This window comes from Candidatus Avelusimicrobium sp. (assembly GCF_056976295.1).
On record NZ_DBMCTG010000024.1, the window covers coordinates 1 to 13,573 of the forward strand.

Here is a 13,573-nt window from a genome sequence, read left to right on the forward strand (position 1 = left end):
TTTTGTTAAAATTTTGAAAATTAAGGCCGGATATACCCGGATGTATCCGGTATATAAAAACACATATAAAAGGCTTTTTTGCCCAAATATAAAGACCTTAAAAAGGAGAAAAAATGAAGAAAATATTTATAGGCTTATGTTTTTTATTGGCTTCCATACCCTCTATGGCGGCGGGTGCCAATAAAATGACAATGGTAACATATTTCCCTGTGAAATATGTGGCATATAGCCAGGTAGATGTAATGAAGCAAATGGACGTCGGCTTAACCTCTGCCTGCCAAATGAACTTGGGTTGTTCAGCAGACGAGGGATTTAATACAGGGAAATCGTTGCGTGTAAATAACTTATTAAAGATTGCAGGGGGAAAACTGGAACTAAATGATGCGCCTGCAATAGAGGGCAGCACCGCGCGCATTGGTAGCGGTAATGGTGTGGGTGATTTTAATTTTGAAACCAGTTTGCGTGTAGGCAACTATAAGCAAGGTTATACGCTGCAAGCGGATAATATGTATTTGAGCGAATTAAACTTGTTCGGCTATAAATTTCCGGCGTGTAGCGGGGAAACAATGAGTTGGCAGAAATTAAAACTCAAAAACAAGGAAGAGGTATATTTGGTCTGTGGCGAAGCGGAACAAGTGAAAAATCCTTGCGAAGGGAAAGTGGCAAGCACATGGGATGGAACGCAGTGTGTTTGTCCGAATAGTGGGGAGCATTATGTCGTTTCTACAGATGCTTGTTGTTCCGAAAATACGCCGAAGACAAATACTAAATGTTGGAACAAATCTTATTATAATCGTTTTGAATGGAAAATTGTTGATTCTGGAGAGGAAACGTGTCTTCGTGTGTTTAACTCCTCGTGTAATTTGCCTTATTGTTCTAAGAGTTGTGATACATTGCAGGGCTTTGATTATGGAGTAAAGCGTTGTAACTCGGAAGTGCGGGTTGGAAACGGATGTGTTGAAGATGCGCCAGCAGGTGTTTATAAGGGATCAACAGGAGAAAAGTGTCTTTATAGTTGCCAACAGTCCGATGTATATAATTATACTGGTGCCTGTACTGGGGTACAAAATTCCATCAAAAAGATAGGTTGGCAATTTGTACAGTGTACGTCTGTGGGGACCAAGGAGGTTTATACCCCTTTATGGCATTAATAACAAATCTTCGTCTTTTATCCCCGGTTTCAAACTGGGGATTTTTTAATAATATTTTGTTCGGGTTGAAACTCCACGGGTGCCAATAAGTTTCTACTGAAAAGCGTTTGTACAAAGAAAACCCCTGCGGGACTAGTAACCGCAGGGGTATGTTCGGAGTTTGTTATTCCGTTTGGATAACTATTTCGCCTCTTGGGCCGTTTCAGCGGCGGCCGGAGTTTCGGCAGCAGCGTTGGCGGTCACCACTTTTTTAACTTCCTGCAAGCGGGCGGCTTTACCAGAGAGTTTGGTCAGGTAGTTGAGTTTGGCTCTTCTTACCTTGCCCACTTTGAGGACTTCAATGCTGTCCACGCGGGGGGAGTGCACCGGGAAAATGCGTTCTACACCGACGCCAAAAGAGATTTTGCGTACGGTGAACGTTTCGCTGATGCCGCTTCCTCTGCGGGCAATAACCACGCCGTCAAAGGCTTGGAGTCTTTCGTTGTCGCCTTCAACAACTTTTACCTTTACTCTGACGGTGTCGCCGGCTTTGAAAACCGGAACATTGGTTTTGAGATTGTGTTTAATTTCGTTGATATTCATAAAACTTACTTCCTCCGAATCGTTTTTTTCTTTTGGACCTTTTTTGACTTTTGAGAGGCGGTTTCAAGCAAATCGGGTCTTAACTGTTTTGTAATCTGTAATGCTTGTTCGTGTTTCCACGCTTCAATTTCTTTATGGTTGCCGTTTAACAGCACTGCCGGTACTTTCCGCCCGCGCCAAACCTCCGGGCGCGTGTATTGCGGGGCTTCCAACAAATGCCCTTCAAACGACTCCAAAGACGTTACGTCCTCTTTTTTAAAAGTGCCCCGTTGCAATCGGGTAATGGCATCTATCATCACACAAGCGGCCAATTCTCCGCCCGTTAAAATATAGTCGCCAAGCGACACTTCTAAATCCACCTCGGGATATATTCTTGCGTCAATCCCTTCGTAATGTCCGCACACAACAATCAGGTGGCGTTTTTTGGCCAGTTTTTTAGCCAATTCCTGGTTAAAAACTTGACCGCGCGGACTGGTTAAAATGACGTACGAGGTCTTTTTGCGCAGTTTGGAAATAGCCTGATAGAGCGGTTCCGCTTTCATCAGCATTCCCGGGCCGCCGCCGTAGGGCCTGTCGTCTATGGTTTTATGCTTATCCTCGGCAAATTGCCGGGGGGAAAGCGTACCCAATTTTATTATCCCCGCCTTGCGCGCCCGCCCCACAATGCTGTGGGAGAGCGTTTGGTCTATCATTTCTTCAAAAGCGGTGATAACGTCTATTTTCATTAATCTTCCAACTTTAAGGTAACTTTTTTGTTCTGTTTGGCGGCCGCGGCATTTAAAACGGTTCTTACCGCTTTGATAATGCAGCCGTCTTTCCCAATTACTTTACCTTTGTCGGCGGCGTCCACCTTGGTGGACAGATAAACTTTGTTCTGCTCAATCTTTTCTTCCACTACCACATTATCCGGCGTGGAGGAAAGAGATTTTAAAAGCAGCGTGGCCAATTCTTTCATAATGCCTCGCTGGAATTATTTGGCGCTGGCTTTTTTAATCAAGTTCGCGACGGTTTCAGAGGGTTTAGCACCCACTTTCATCCAATATTCCACTCTGGGCATATTCAGTTTGACTTGTTCGGCCACGTTCGGGTTGCAGGGGTGATACTGGCCCAACACTTCTTTGGCTTCTTTGCCCACAGCGGAAGATTTTTCAATCGCTACTACTCTGTACTGGGCTTGGGCTTTTTTGCCGACTCTCTGTAATCTGATAACTACTGCCATTATGACTCTCCTTGTATGCTTTTACACGAGGTAAAAGACTGTAATTAAATGTCCGGGGCCGCCTGTCTGATTTGGTTGAGGGCCAATACAGGGTCCGCGGCTTTAAAAATTGCACTGCCGGCAACAAGCGCATCTGCTCCGGCCTGTATGGCGCGGGGGGCCGTTTGCGCGTTAATGCCGCCATCTACTTCCAGCCAAATTGTTTTGCCGGAATCGGTGATAATTTGGCGCACCCGTTTAATTTGGTCTTCACTGCCGGGCAAAAATGCCTGGCCGCCAAAACCGGGGTACACCGTCATTACTAATACTAAATCTAATAAATCCGTAAGCGGAGCAATAAGTTCCGGATCGGTGTCCGGCTTGATGGATAATCCTGTTTTAACGCCAAAACTTTTAATAAGTTTAAGCGCATCTACAATTTCGTCCTTTGCTTCAATATGAACGGTAAGCAAATCCGCACCCGCTTTGGCAAAGGGTTCAATAAACAGCATTGGATTTTCCACCATTAAATGTACGTCTAACGGTAAATCTGTTTTTCCTTTCAAAGAACTTACGACGGACGGTCCAAAACTTAAATTGGGTACAAAGTGTCCGTCCATAATATCCACGTGCAACCAATCTGCCCCGGCCTTTTGCACGGCAAGGACATCTCTGCCCAACTGCCACAAATCGGCCGACAGGATAGAGGGCGCAACAGATATTTTACCATTTGCGGAGGGCATTTTGGAAATTTTTATCATTGCAATTCTCTTTCGCGCACCAAAATACCGTCCACAAACACCCGCAAAGTGGCTCTGTCTGCAAACGGAACTTCCAGGTCAATTTTAGAGCCGGGTTGGCGCGTTTCGTTCAAAATTTCGTTTTCTGTATCGCCTTGTTCCAACACTACACGCACGCGGCTGGCGTTTTTGCCTTGCGGCATTTCGTAGTGCAGATGGTACGATTTTTCATCTTCGCCCGCTTGGCGGCGGCTGACCGTAACTTCCAGGTTAGCACCGGGGGCAATTTGGCTGTCTTCCGCCGGATTTTGCGCGGCAACCGTACCGCTCGGAAAGACTGATTTTGCATCTTCTTTAATGATTAAATTGATGTTTTGCGCACTGGCCCACAAGGTAGCTTCGGAAAGTTTTTTACTCTTAAAATTGGGCACTAAAATTACGCTTGCCGGCGGCGCCCCGTTGGAAAGAACGAGGGAAACTTTATCGCCTTTTTGCACCATACTGTCCGCCTTGGGAGTTTGGGCGACAATAAGCCCTTTTTCATAAGTCAGCGAATAGGCATTATCCACTTTATCTACCAAAAGCCCCGCCTGGCGTACGGCCAGTTGGGCGCTTCTTAAATCGGTGCCGACGGTGTTGGGCACAAAGACCATTTCGTCCCCTTGGCTAATCCACACGCGGATAACGCGTCCCTCGCGCACGGTAGAGCCTGCCGAGGGCAACTGGCGCAAGACGGAACCCGGAGCCACCTCTTTGGCAAATTCCACCCCCGCTTGTTTTAAAGCCAAATTGTTGGAAGCGAGCAAAGCGAGGGCTTGCGTAACAGATTTTTTGGTTAAATCGGGCACGGTAACTTCTTTGCGGGTGTGCACCAGCGCACCCAATACCCAATCGGCTGATATAAAAATCAGCGCGATAAAAAATAGAACAATAAGCCCCGCCACAATCCATTTCGTGCGGCGGTTTTTATTTGTTTTCTTTAAAAAATCGTCAAAATTCTGTTCGTTACTCACGTTATTCTCTAAATGCCCCGTCGTGCGCTTTTAATCCGCGCCCGTTGGCAAAGGCTGCTGCCGGCATAGGTTTTTTGCCTGCGGGGTGTACTTCGTTTAACCAAATACTTCCTTCTTTACATTTTACTAAAATTCCTCTGTTTCTTTCAATTAATAACACGGTTCCGGCCGGTTCGTTTGAGTTCTGGTCTCCCGGTTCGGCACGCATTATTTGTAGCCACTCTGTTTTGTTGTTGTGTGTAAAAGGAACCTTGGGCTTGGGGCCGCACGCCAAACCGCGTGCGCGGTTGTTCAGTTCGGCGGCGGTTAAAAGTTCCGGGCGCAGGAGCGCGTCTTCTTTTGCCAGCATAGGGGCCAAAGTTGGCTCGCCAACCTGTGGGGTTTGGACGATATTGCCTTTTTCAATTTGCTCCAAGCAGTCCTTTAAGCCGTCCAAACCGAGGGGAATTAATTTTTCAAACAAGGTTTGCGCGTTGTCTTGCGGTAAAATATCGGTTTCCTTTTGCAAAAACAGCGGACCGTCATCCATACCCGGGCGAATCCAAAAGACGGAAATACCCGTGTGCGTGTAGCCTTGGATAAGGGCTTGCTGGACGGGCGCCGCGCCGCGCAATTTGGGCAGGAGCGAAAAGTGTACATTTAAAATACCGAGTTTGGGCAAGGCTAAAAAATCGGGACGGAAGATTTTGCCGTATGCCACCGCTACCCCCAAATCAAAGGGCACGGCGGCGATTTTGTCAAAATCGTCCTTTAATTTTTCAGGAGATAAAACAGGTAAATTTAGTTCCAGCGCGCGCTGCTTGACCGGGCAGGGGGTAATTACCATACCGCGCCCGCGGGGTTTGTCGGCCTGGGTAACGACGAGTTGTACGTCGGTTAATTGGTGAAGTAACTCTAAATACGGCACGGACAAATCGGGCGTGCCAAAGAAAATTGTTTTTAATTTAGCCATATATATAATAATATCAAATATGGAAAGGAGGCAACAGCTGAATTGGCAGAGTTTGGTTATCGGGGCGACGGCCTTTACATTAATTGGTGTATTTCATCCGCAGGGGAAATTCTTTCTCCCTTGAAGTATGGCGGGTTTTTGCGCGCTGTGGAGTATAAAGGAACTTTTTGAGCAGGAAAAACGCGTGCGAAAGGATTGGTTTGCCAAAAATCCAAATCACAAATAACCTGGCCCTAATTGGCGGGAAATAGGCAAAAGCGGTATAATAATAAAAAGCGGCTTTATGCTTAATCACTTTTATAAGGAAACTGTCTATGAAACAAGTAATTTTAACCGGAGACCGCCCGACAGGCCGTTTACACGTTGGGCATTATGTCGGCTCTTTAAAAAGACGCGTTCAACTGCAAAACAGCGGCAAATTTGACCAAATTTTTATTATGATTGCGGATGCCCAGGCACTAACGGATAATGCCCACCAACCCCAAAAGGTGCGCGAAAACATTATCCAAGTAGCGCTGGATTATTTATCTTGCGGCTTAGACCCCGAAAAATCCACTATTTTTATCCAGTCTATGATTCCCGAACTTACGGAACTGACGTTTTATTATATGAATTTAGTAACCGTAGCGCGCGTGGGCAGAAATCCTACCGTAAAATCGGAAATTAAAATGCGCGACTTTAAGACCAGTATTCCCTTGGGCTTTTTTACCTATCCGGTCAGCCAGGCTGCTGATATTACGGCGTTCCGCGCTACCGCGGTACCGGTGGGCGAGGACCAAATGCCGATGTTGGAACAATGCCGCGAAATTGTGCATAGTTTTAATTCTATTTATGGTGAAACCTTGGTGGAACCGCAGATTATCCTGCCTGATAACAAGGCTTGCCTGCGTTTGCCCGGTACGGACGGAAAGGCTAAAATGAGTAAATCATTGGGCAACTGCATTTATTTGTCCGACGACGAAGAAACCGTGCGCAAAAAAGTAATGTCTATGTTTACGGACCCGAACCACGTCCGCGTGGAGGACCCGGGCCGTGTGGAAGGAAACCCCGTGTTTGTGTATTTGGAGGCGTTCAGCCGCCCGGACCATTTTGAGCGCTTTTGGCCCGAATACAAAAATTTGGACGAACTCAAAGCGCATTACCAGCGCGGCGGTTTGGGCGATGTAAAGATTAAAAAGTTCTTAAACCAGGTGTTACAGGACGAACTGGCCCCGATTCGCGAGCGCCGTAAACAATGGGAAGCGCACTTGCCCGAGGTGTACGAAATTTTAAAGAAAGGTACCGAAAAGGCCCGTACGGTGGCCGCGCAAACAATGCACGATGTGCGCGCCGCAATGAAAATCAATTATTTTGAATAGCAAGAGTTGATTTTTTGATACCGCACCCCCGCCCAATCCGCGAGGGTGTTTTAATTTTATCCGCAAGTGTTATTTGAAAGGGAAAATAATGCTCTACAAAACTATTTATCATTCGCCTATTGGGGCTTTGACCTTGGGTGCGGACGAAACTCATTTGGTCGGTCTGTGGCTAGCGGGGCAAAAGTATTTTGGAGCCGGTTATCAGGAACCATTTGCCGAGCGGGCGGACCACCCGGTTTTGCAAAAGGCCGTCCAATGGTTACAATCGTATTTTGCCGGGGAACGTCCGCTCCTTTCTGCCTTGCCTTTAAACCCGCAGGGAAGCCCCTTTCGTAAGCGTGTGTGGCAGATTTTGTGCGAAATTCCGTATGGGCAAGTGGTTACCTATGGCGATATTGCCCGCCGTTTAGCCCAAGAACAAGGGCAAAAAAGTATGTCTGCCCAGGCTGTTGGCAGTGCGGTGGGGCATAACCCCATTTCCATTATTATTCCGTGCCATCGCGTGGTGGGGGCGAACGGGAGTTTGAAGGGCTATGCCGGTGGATTAGTAGCCAAGCGTTGGCTTTTAAGGCACGAAAAGATATAAGGTTTTCTATGGATTTGACACCCTTATCCGGACAGGGAAACAATCTGCCCAAACCGCAACTACTGCGCTTTTCGTAATATCGTTTTTACGACGAGAAAATGATAAAAAAATCACTTTTTAGACGTAAAAAAGCCCTCCGACGGAGGGCATAAAAAAGAGCCAAGACGGGGTCTATGCTATTCGTCTATACTCTGACAAAAAGTCTGTCATTATTTTATGGGTTTATCTGTTTGGCGGGGGGAATTGGAGGCAGGTTTACTACCGCGGTTTGCAGGTCCGCCGGGGCAAGATGTGCATAAATTTCGGTCATTTTAATGGAACTATGCCCCAGTAATTTGCTTACGCGGTACAGGTCAACGCCTGCTTGTACCAAATGGCTGGCAAAGGTGTGCCGCAATTTATGTAAGAAGCATCGAAAGGGTAATTTTTCGGTATGCTTTTTATAAGCGGCTGTGATAAAGTAGTTGGAGTTACGGGCAGACTCTTCCCCTACATGTACGACAAAATCGTCCATTGTTGTGTTTTTGGCGGTTTCTAGGGCTAATCGTAAGTCTTTCGCTAGCGGAACAAAGCGGTGTTTATCTGTTTTGTTGGGGGCAACATAGATTTGGTTATTGGCAAAATCTATGTCTTGCCAACGCAGTTGTGCCATTTCGCCACGGCGCAACCCTGCACGGCAACCAAGCAAGATAACTAATTTCCAGTTGGGCGTCATCCTATCTAGCAAGATTGCTATTTCCTCGGGAGAGTGAAACTCCACGCGGCCTTTTGGTTCGCGCAATTTATGAACATTGGACCATCGCTGTTCACCAATTAAATTCCACGCTTCCGCCTGGCGCATCAAGGTTCGGATTGCCCGTACATTGCGGTTGATTCCAGCAGCCTTTCCGCTGGTAGAAATACTTTTTAAGAAAATTTGAAATTTTTGCAAAAAATCGGGGGTTACCTCGTTTATCGTTTTAGGTAGGCCAAATTGTTCCAAGCGATGATAGGCGGACATAAACCGGGCCATAGTGCCGGGTTTGCGCAAAACGAGCACTTCCCGTTTGTAGCGTTCTACCAAATCTATAAACGGACAATTCGGATAATCCCCTTTTCCTACTGGTTTTTGCGCAAGCATACCCGCTTTAAGAATAGCGATATTTTTCTGCTTGGTTCTTAAAGATTTGCGGACGCGTTTGCCGTTGATAAAATAATCGGCGTAAAAAGTACCCAGTTTGTCTTTATAGATATTCATAGGATTAAAAACCCCGCCGAAGCGGGGCTGAGTTATTTTGCCGTAAACTGAAAGTTTATCCCCAAGTTTTCTGTTAAGCCTATAAGCGTGGCAAAACCGGGGTTTGCATCTTTTTTAAGCAGACGATATACATTGGGCCGTTTAATGGCGGTTTTGCGCGACAGTTCCGCCACATTGCCGGACATGGCCAAAATGCGCAGGTTCATTAGGAACACGGGCAAATTATGCGTACGGTTATAGTCCGCAATAATGCGTTTTTTGAACGCTTCGCGGCGTTTGGGATTTTCTTTTAATATTTTGGCATAGGAGGTATCAAAATCCTCTTTTGCCAGTTCAAAATCTTTATTTATCATAAGCTCGCATAATGGGCCGCATTCTTGCGGGAAGTTTTGGCTTCGGGAATAAATTCAAAGCCAATGCGTACACCAAACACGCCCAAAATGCGGGAAAGAGTGTCCAAAGACGGGTTGGCATTGGTGCCGTCTAATGTGTCATAAATACAGACGCGGCTTAAACCGATTTGGCGCGACACTTTGGAAACTCCCAACCATTTAACGGCACGCAGAATACAGCTAAAGAATAGTTCGCGGTTTCCGTCTTTTTTAAAGCCTTTGACCGCCAGTTTGACAAATTCCCGCGCATCCTCGGCACTCCATTCCATCTGTGTGTCAAATTCGTCTTGCGTTAAATAGCCCACTTTAATATCAGTAGTTTTCATAAATTTCCCTCCATACGGTTAAATACCCGCGGGCTTTTTCAATATCTTTCTTTTGGGTTCCTTTATCACCACCGCAAAGCAAAATAACCAGTTTGTCTCCCTCGTAAGCAAAGTAGATACGCAAGCCGGAAGAAACGTGCAGGCGGAGTTCCCACAAGCCTCCTTTTAAACTTTTGGACGCCCCCGTATTGCCGCACGCCAACCGTTCTATATACATAGCGGCCAAACGCTTCTCTTTAGCGGCTAATCGCTTCATCCAGTCTAGTACAGGGCATTTGTTTTGCAAGGTAAAATAGCGTATCTCTTTCATATCCATATTGTAAGTTATAATTTACAATTTTACAAGTAAAAAAAGGGCCTAGAAAAAACATAGGCCCTTGTAAAATTACAAATGAGTACCAATTGCTTTATTAATATCCTGTTTCTGTACAGATTTTGAGGCAAACAAACTGTCCCAATGCGTTTTTAAAATGTTTTCTACATCTGTAAGTTTAATATTAGAACCCAAAGCAATAGTTTTTGCCCCTTGGCACTGTTGAAAAGCCACAACAATACCTTCTATGATGTTATAGATATCACAAGCGAGGGCATCTAATGTTGGATTAGACGGAGAGCAAACTGTATTCAGCACCTTATAAGCATTAATTTTAAATTCTAAACCAGTCATAACATTCCTCCTTTATTTCGTCAGATTTTCAATAATGCAGTCGTAGACTTCTTTGTTGTCCACTTCCGTTTTTTGACCCACGGTCGTGCCGGAATTGTTGTTGGCGGCATTCGCGCGGCGTTTGGCGGCGGAGCGGCATTTTTTGGCAACGGTAGCGACGTAGTCTTTGGCGAGTTCTTGGCCGATATCTTTATTTTCTAAATCTACAAAAGTGCTTTCTTCGCTCCATTGGGCCAACCCGAACACATTTTTATTTTTTACCCCCAACAATTACATAACGGTTACATAAGATTTAAGCCCAAATTGGTCAATTTTCAGACTCTTCCAATTCTGCTAATTTATCAACAACGCATTTGTATAGTTTTTTATAATTCGGGCGAGATTGTGCTTTTACAGATTGTACATTGCATTCCGCCGCCAGACGCGCCAATTCTGCTTTTGCAGGAGAACACACCACTTTTTCACGTTGCGCTAGGTCGGCATCCGTAATTTCACGGAAGGTCGGCTCTTTACTCCAAATAGAACCAAACCCGTCTGTATAATTTTTTGTTTCTACCAAATAAGTTTTTCCGTTAATGGTTGCAATATTATGGTTAATACTTACCCCACAACCGTATAGTGAGATTGCAAGAACGAAAAATAAAAGTTTTTTCATTTTAATGCTCCTCCGGAGTATTCCAGTTTTCTTTATCGTCGCGGCGCCAATGGCCAATGATCAGGCCTACAATAGTCAACTCCTGCGGAATAAAGGGCCTATACTTGGGGTTGGTGGAACGAAGTTCAATAGTACCGTCTTTTAGTTTATTGATTACCTTCATGCAAATTCCGTTTTCGGTCTTTACCACCATAGCCCGTCCGTGCAACGGTTCTTCCGTCTTGCGTATCACGCAATAATCACCCAAATGCAACTTGGGTTCTAAACTGTCTCCGTTGCACTTTACTACAAAATCTGCGCCCGGAAACACCCAGCGGGGGATGTCCCAGAAGGTTTCTACGTCGGCTTCCGAAAAGTCCGGCAGGCCCGCCGGTACGTCGGCCAAAATGGGTAATGAAATGGTGTTCTTGTCCGTCAGCGGAATGGCGTGTATTGCGTTGGTAAATTCATTATCATCCAAAAAAGTTGCTTTAAGTTCTTTTTCATCTAACTTATAAGCGCGCGCCATTTTTTTGATGTTTTCGGCGGATGGAAAACTTTTGCCACTAAACCAGTTTGCTACAGAGGCTGTAGAAAGTCCCAATTTGCTAGCTAATTTTGCTTGCGCGCCACGAATTTGGCCCTCATTTATTAGTTTTAATAGTTCATTTTTTGTCATATTTTATTTATTAATCCTCGTCGTAAAATAGGCCAAAAATCCAAAATAGGCCTTGACAACTAATTATTTATTAACTAGTATTTAATTAGCAAGGCGCAAGCCTGATACAAAATGCGGCGGGTGCGTGAACACCTGAACGCATAAAGAAAAAAATCCTGTTGGCAACAGGTGCTATCCACAAACAGAAAAATTTTGCAAAAGGGGACGATATCCCCTTTTGTGGATAGCATAAACCGAGTATCTAACAGCATTGGGCAAGCCTGCCACGCAGGAAAGCCAACAGCTCCGGCCAAGAGTATGTTTTTGTTAGACCTCGGTTTTATTTTAGCAATTTTCCGCGTGTTTTAGTATGTAACGCGCAAAGAGGATTAACCCAATGAAAGATAGATTTTTAACCGTAGAGGAAACTGCCCGCATTTTTCGGCTCAGTCCGCGCCGCGTGCAGGAACTTGCCCAAGCGGGGGTATTGCGTTCCTGTAAGCCTTTTGGACGAGTGCTGATTGAACGGGAAGCCGTTGCCGCCAAGTTGGGGGTGCGGGTGGAGGATTTATGAACTTTTTTAGAACCTTTTACCACACTTTAACCACGCCGGAAGAGTGGAGCCTTGTTTCCATTTTGCTGGTGGGCGAAGCGGCGGCGTTTTTGATAGCGGTACTGGCCGTAAATGCGTTTGATGCGCAGTTTTAGGTTGTATTGATTAGGCCGCGCGAAAGGCCGGGATAAATTGCCCCGGCGCGTACAACCCGGGTGCGCCCGTTACAGCGCACCTTTTGGAGAAGATATGGCAAGCAAAAGAACCGTAGTAATTAAGAAACTTTCCGACTTGCAAAAGCGGTTAGAGGAGCAAATGAACTTTGACCGTTACGAGTTTATGGAGCGGCCGGAAATAGCCTCCGTAGCCAAGGGGCGCGCGACAGCCTTCCAGGCGGCGGCCTTACTGGTGCAGTTATGCCGCCAAGAAATAGAGGCTAACTGGCCCGAAAAGGCCAAATAGATTTGAACAGGGGGTACAGAAGCGCCTCCTTAATACAAGCCCCGCGGCTCCGACGGCGTATCGGAGCGTTGGACGGCCCAACACCCTGTGCCGGTTGTTCTTTACGGAGCAGTAAGTATGGCTTAACCCTTGACGGCGTGGACACACTGGCACACCCGGCAGAGTGAGGGGGAGGCCCGCCCCAAGGTGCTACCCGCAGTATAGCGAGCGGCACTTTTGGGGCTGAAAGCCGGCCCGGCGGCTATGAGGGGAAACAGCCGGGACGTTTTAATAAAAGGAGCGTGTAAATGGATACCAAAAAAATCATTGAAGTAAACGGCGTAAAAATGGAGCTGGACGCTAGGACGGCCTCTGTGTCGTCGGTGGATACTTATCGTGTGGGTGATAGTGTCACTCTTTTGCTGTCCGAACAGTCTTATGGGTCGGCAAAAAGAACGAAAGCGCTTCCCGGAGTTATTGTGGACTTTGCTAATTTTACGGGAAACCCGACCATCATAGTGTGTTATTTGACGGATGACTACAATCCCGAATTAAAGATGGCTTATATTAATAAAGAAAATTCGGAAAATCAAATTGTTCATGCCGAACGCGGAAGCTTTGATGCCGGGGCCGGACTGTTGAAATTGGAACGGTTGGTTGGTGAAGCCGAAGCCAAATTACTGACGGCTAAACGCAACTACGAAACATTCAAAAAACATTTTTATTTAGCCCAAAAAGGAGAAGAAAAGAATGCCTGAACAAAACCAAGAAATACAAGCGATGATCGCGCAGGCGTTGTCCGGCGCGATGGCGCAAATGAAGCAAATGAACGCGGCACCTGCCGTGCCAGTAGCGTCGCCCGCGGGAATAATTCCGGGTACGCCCGCTCCGGCGCAAAGCGTCGGGCCCGGCGGACTGACCGGGTGGAGCGTGCCCGTGGAACAGGAAATCAACGGGATGACGGTAACGCTGTATCTGAATTTCCCGGCGGAAACTTTCGCGCAGGCCCCGAATATCATCATGACGCTCGTGAACCAAGGTTTCCAAGTCCGCGCCTACCAAAAGAATAACGGCGGTTGGGGCGG

The 13,573-nt window shown here is 46.4% G+C and carries 23 protein-coding genes and 1 pseudogene; 9 read left to right on the forward strand and 15 right to left on the reverse strand.

Annotated elements, in window-relative coordinates; all coding sequences use genetic code 11:
• The first annotated feature begins 113 nt into the window (after positions 1-113).
• Positions 114-1,151, forward strand: a complete 1,038-nt coding sequence (locus ACZOTW_RS07360; RefSeq protein ID WP_483997918.1) for a hypothetical protein — start codon at positions 114-116, stop codon at positions 1,149-1,151.
• Between the two features lie 246 nt (positions 1,152-1,397).
• On the opposite strand, the pseudogene rplS reads toward ACZOTW_RS07360, so the two are convergent.
• The 7 genes and pseudogenes from rplS to fmt form a co-directional block, all read right to left on the reverse strand.
• Positions 1,398-1,733, reverse strand: a pseudogene (gene rplS, locus ACZOTW_RS07365) (50S ribosomal protein L19); the annotation flags it as partial.
• A 5-nt stretch (positions 1,734-1,738) separates the two neighbouring features.
• Complete coding sequence (trmD, locus tag ACZOTW_RS07370; protein WP_177745985.1) at positions 1,739-2,458, reverse strand: tRNA (guanosine(37)-N1)-methyltransferase TrmD; 720 nt, start codon at positions 2,456-2,458, stop codon at positions 1,739-1,741.
• The gene (locus ACZOTW_RS07375; protein ID WP_177745987.1) at positions 2,458-2,688 is read right to left on the reverse strand and encodes a KH domain-containing protein; all 231 of its coding nucleotides are present in this window, start codon (positions 2,686-2,688) and stop codon (positions 2,458-2,460) included. Before ACZOTW_RS07375 ends, trmD begins: the two co-directional genes overlap by 1 nt.
• 15 nt (positions 2,689-2,703) lie before the next feature.
• Positions 2,704-2,952 (reverse strand): 30S ribosomal protein S16, encoded by a 249-nt coding sequence (rpsP, locus tag ACZOTW_RS07380; RefSeq protein WP_177745989.1) that lies wholly within the window; start codon positions 2,950-2,952, stop codon positions 2,704-2,706.
• 44 nt (positions 2,953-2,996) lie between these two features.
• Positions 2,997-3,692: a ribulose-phosphate 3-epimerase gene (rpe, locus tag ACZOTW_RS07385; RefSeq protein WP_428046145.1), complete on the reverse strand. Its 696-nt coding sequence runs from the start codon at positions 3,690-3,692 to the stop codon at positions 2,997-2,999.
• Positions 3,689-4,684: a PASTA domain-containing protein gene (locus ACZOTW_RS07390; protein ID WP_483997919.1), complete on the reverse strand. Its 996-nt coding sequence runs from the start codon at positions 4,682-4,684 to the stop codon at positions 3,689-3,691. The genes rpe and ACZOTW_RS07390 overlap by 4 nt, the downstream gene beginning before the upstream one ends.
• 1 nt (position 4,685) lies before the next feature.
• The gene (gene fmt / locus ACZOTW_RS07395) at positions 4,686-5,636 is read right to left on the reverse strand and encodes a methionyl-tRNA formyltransferase (RefSeq protein ID WP_428063085.1); all 951 of its coding nucleotides are present in this window, start codon (positions 5,634-5,636) and stop codon (positions 4,686-4,688) included.
• Between the two features lie 127 nt (positions 5,637-5,763).
• On the opposite strand from fmt, the gene ACZOTW_RS07400 reads away from it, so the two are divergent.
• The 3 genes from ACZOTW_RS07400 (at position 5,764) to ACZOTW_RS07410 (ending at position 7,580) form a co-directional block, all read left to right on the forward strand.
• On the forward strand, positions 5,764-5,862 hold the full coding sequence (locus tag ACZOTW_RS07400) for a DUF4491 family protein (protein ID WP_428043261.1): 99 nt from the start codon (positions 5,764-5,766) through the stop codon (positions 5,860-5,862).
• Between the two features lie 88 nt (positions 5,863-5,950).
• Complete coding sequence (gene trpS, locus ACZOTW_RS07405) at positions 5,951-6,994, forward strand: tryptophan--tRNA ligase (RefSeq protein ID WP_483997920.1); 1,044 nt, start codon at positions 5,951-5,953, stop codon at positions 6,992-6,994.
• Positions 6,995-7,082: 88 nt separating this feature from the next.
• Positions 7,083-7,580 (forward strand): methylated-DNA--[protein]-cysteine S-methyltransferase, encoded by a 498-nt coding sequence (locus ACZOTW_RS07410; RefSeq protein ID WP_483997921.1) that lies wholly within the window; start codon positions 7,083-7,085, stop codon positions 7,578-7,580.
• A gap of 214 nt (positions 7,581-7,794) precedes the next feature.
• Here ACZOTW_RS07410 and ACZOTW_RS07415 read toward each other — a convergent pair whose 3' ends face one another.
• The 8 genes from ACZOTW_RS07415 to ACZOTW_RS07450 all read right to left on the reverse strand — a co-directional run bounded on the left by ACZOTW_RS07415 (position 7,795) and on the right by ACZOTW_RS07450 (position 11,515).
• Entirely contained in the window at positions 7,795-8,817 is a 1,023-nt protein-coding gene (locus ACZOTW_RS07415; protein ID WP_483997922.1) for a tyrosine-type recombinase/integrase, read from the reverse strand.
• Positions 8,818-8,849: 32 nt separating this feature from the next.
• On the reverse strand, positions 8,850-9,170 hold the full coding sequence (locus ACZOTW_RS07420; protein WP_428041919.1) for a helix-turn-helix domain-containing transcriptional regulator: 321 nt from the start codon (positions 9,168-9,170) through the stop codon (positions 8,850-8,852).
• Positions 9,167-9,535 carry a helix-turn-helix domain-containing transcriptional regulator gene (locus tag ACZOTW_RS07425; protein WP_428041920.1) on the reverse strand — a complete coding sequence of 123 codons (369 nt, stop codon included), beginning with the start codon at positions 9,533-9,535 and terminating at the stop codon, positions 9,167-9,169. The genes ACZOTW_RS07420 and ACZOTW_RS07425 overlap by 4 nt, the downstream gene beginning before the upstream one ends.
• Positions 9,522-9,851 (reverse strand): type II toxin-antitoxin system RelE/ParE family toxin, encoded by a 330-nt coding sequence (locus ACZOTW_RS07430; RefSeq protein ID WP_483997923.1) that lies wholly within the window; start codon positions 9,849-9,851, stop codon positions 9,522-9,524. Before ACZOTW_RS07430 ends, ACZOTW_RS07425 begins: the two co-directional genes overlap by 14 nt.
• 69 nt (positions 9,852-9,920) lie before the next feature.
• Positions 9,921-10,202: a hypothetical protein gene (locus tag ACZOTW_RS07435; protein WP_428046150.1), complete on the reverse strand. Its 282-nt coding sequence runs from the start codon at positions 10,200-10,202 to the stop codon at positions 9,921-9,923.
• 12 nt (positions 10,203-10,214) lie between these two features.
• Positions 10,215-10,448: a hypothetical protein gene (locus ACZOTW_RS07440; RefSeq protein WP_428041923.1), complete on the reverse strand. Its 234-nt coding sequence runs from the start codon at positions 10,446-10,448 to the stop codon at positions 10,215-10,217.
• A 61-nt stretch (positions 10,449-10,509) separates the two neighbouring features.
• On the reverse strand, positions 10,510-10,857 hold the full coding sequence (locus ACZOTW_RS07445; protein ID WP_428056206.1) for a hypothetical protein: 348 nt from the start codon (positions 10,855-10,857) through the stop codon (positions 10,510-10,512).
• A gap of 1 nt (position 10,858) precedes the next feature.
• A complete protein-coding gene (locus ACZOTW_RS07450; RefSeq protein ID WP_483997924.1) occupies positions 10,859-11,515 on the reverse strand; it encodes a LexA family protein in 657 nt (218 codons plus the stop codon).
• Positions 11,516-11,891: 376 nt separating this feature from the next.
• Between ACZOTW_RS07450 and ACZOTW_RS07455 the strand changes: the two genes are divergently transcribed.
• The 5 genes from ACZOTW_RS07455 to ACZOTW_RS07475 form a co-directional block, all read left to right on the forward strand.
• Positions 11,892-12,068, forward strand: a complete 177-nt coding sequence (locus tag ACZOTW_RS07455) for a helix-turn-helix domain-containing protein (RefSeq protein WP_428041061.1) — start codon at positions 11,892-11,894, stop codon at positions 12,066-12,068.
• On the forward strand, positions 12,065-12,202 hold the full coding sequence (locus tag ACZOTW_RS07460; RefSeq protein ID WP_428041926.1) for a hypothetical protein: 138 nt from the start codon (positions 12,065-12,067) through the stop codon (positions 12,200-12,202). Before ACZOTW_RS07455 ends, ACZOTW_RS07460 begins: the two co-directional genes overlap by 4 nt.
• Before the next feature lie 94 nt (positions 12,203-12,296).
• Positions 12,297-12,509, forward strand: coding sequence for a hypothetical protein (locus ACZOTW_RS07465; RefSeq protein ID WP_428041927.1), 213 nt, complete (start codon positions 12,297-12,299; stop codon positions 12,507-12,509).
• 287 nt (positions 12,510-12,796) lie between these two features.
• Entirely contained in the window at positions 12,797-13,246 is a 450-nt protein-coding gene (locus ACZOTW_RS07470; protein WP_483997925.1) for a hypothetical protein, read from the forward strand.
• A partial coding sequence (locus ACZOTW_RS07475) for a hypothetical protein (RefSeq protein WP_483997926.1) occupies positions 13,239-13,573 on the forward strand: 335 nt, incomplete at its 3' end. The genes ACZOTW_RS07470 and ACZOTW_RS07475, both read left to right, overlap by 8 nt.

What these genes read in the sequence shown, in the direction of transcription:
- ACZOTW_RS07360 (WP_483997918.1), top strand. Translation starts at nt 114, where the DNA reads ATGAAGAAAATATTTATAGGCTTATGTTTTTTATTGGCTTCCATACCC.
- trmD (WP_177745985.1), bottom strand. Translation starts at nt 2,458, where the DNA reads ATGAAAATAGACGTTATCACCGCTTTTGAAGAAATGATAGACCAAACG.
- ACZOTW_RS07375 (WP_177745987.1), bottom strand. Translation starts at nt 2,688, where the DNA reads ATGAAAGAATTGGCCACGCTGCTTTTAAAATCTCTTTCCTCCACGCCG.
- rpsP (WP_177745989.1), bottom strand. Translation starts at nt 2,952, where the DNA reads ATGGCAGTAGTTATCAGATTACAGAGAGTCGGCAAAAAAGCCCAAGCC.
- rpe (WP_428046145.1), bottom strand. Translation starts at nt 3,692, where the DNA reads ATGATAAAAATTTCCAAAATGCCCTCCGCAAATGGTAAAATATCTGTT.
- fmt (WP_428063085.1), bottom strand. Translation starts at nt 5,636, where the DNA reads ATGGCTAAATTAAAAACAATTTTCTTTGGCACGCCCGATTTGTCCGTG.
- ACZOTW_RS07400 (WP_428043261.1), top strand. Translation starts at nt 5,764, where the DNA reads ATGGCGGGTTTTTGCGCGCTGTGGAGTATAAAGGAACTTTTTGAGCAG.
- trpS (WP_483997920.1), top strand. Translation starts at nt 5,951, where the DNA reads ATGAAACAAGTAATTTTAACCGGAGACCGCCCGACAGGCCGTTTACAC.
- ACZOTW_RS07410 (WP_483997921.1), top strand. Translation starts at nt 7,083, where the DNA reads ATGCTCTACAAAACTATTTATCATTCGCCTATTGGGGCTTTGACCTTG.
- ACZOTW_RS07415 (WP_483997922.1), bottom strand. Translation starts at nt 8,817, where the DNA reads ATGAATATCTATAAAGACAAACTGGGTACTTTTTACGCCGATTATTTT.
- ACZOTW_RS07420 (WP_428041919.1), bottom strand. Translation starts at nt 9,170, where the DNA reads ATGATAAATAAAGATTTTGAACTGGCAAAAGAGGATTTTGATACCTCC.
- ACZOTW_RS07425 (WP_428041920.1), bottom strand. Translation starts at nt 9,535, where the DNA reads ATGAAAACTACTGATATTAAAGTGGGCTATTTAACGCAAGACGAATTT.
- ACZOTW_RS07430 (WP_483997923.1), bottom strand. Translation starts at nt 9,851, where the DNA reads ATGGATATGAAAGAGATACGCTATTTTACCTTGCAAAACAAATGCCCT.
- ACZOTW_RS07435 (WP_428046150.1), bottom strand. Translation starts at nt 10,202, where the DNA reads ATGACTGGTTTAGAATTTAAAATTAATGCTTATAAGGTGCTGAATACA.
- ACZOTW_RS07445 (WP_428056206.1), bottom strand. Translation starts at nt 10,857, where the DNA reads ATGAAAAAACTTTTATTTTTCGTTCTTGCAATCTCACTATACGGTTGT.
- ACZOTW_RS07450 (WP_483997924.1), bottom strand. Translation starts at nt 11,515, where the DNA reads ATGACAAAAAATGAACTATTAAAACTAATAAATGAGGGCCAAATTCGT.
- ACZOTW_RS07455 (WP_428041061.1), top strand. Translation starts at nt 11,892, where the DNA reads ATGAAAGATAGATTTTTAACCGTAGAGGAAACTGCCCGCATTTTTCGG.
- ACZOTW_RS07460 (WP_428041926.1), top strand. Translation starts at nt 12,065, where the DNA reads ATGAACTTTTTTAGAACCTTTTACCACACTTTAACCACGCCGGAAGAG.
- ACZOTW_RS07465 (WP_428041927.1), top strand. Translation starts at nt 12,297, where the DNA reads ATGGCAAGCAAAAGAACCGTAGTAATTAAGAAACTTTCCGACTTGCAA.
- ACZOTW_RS07470 (WP_483997925.1), top strand. Translation starts at nt 12,797, where the DNA reads ATGGATACCAAAAAAATCATTGAAGTAAACGGCGTAAAAATGGAGCTG.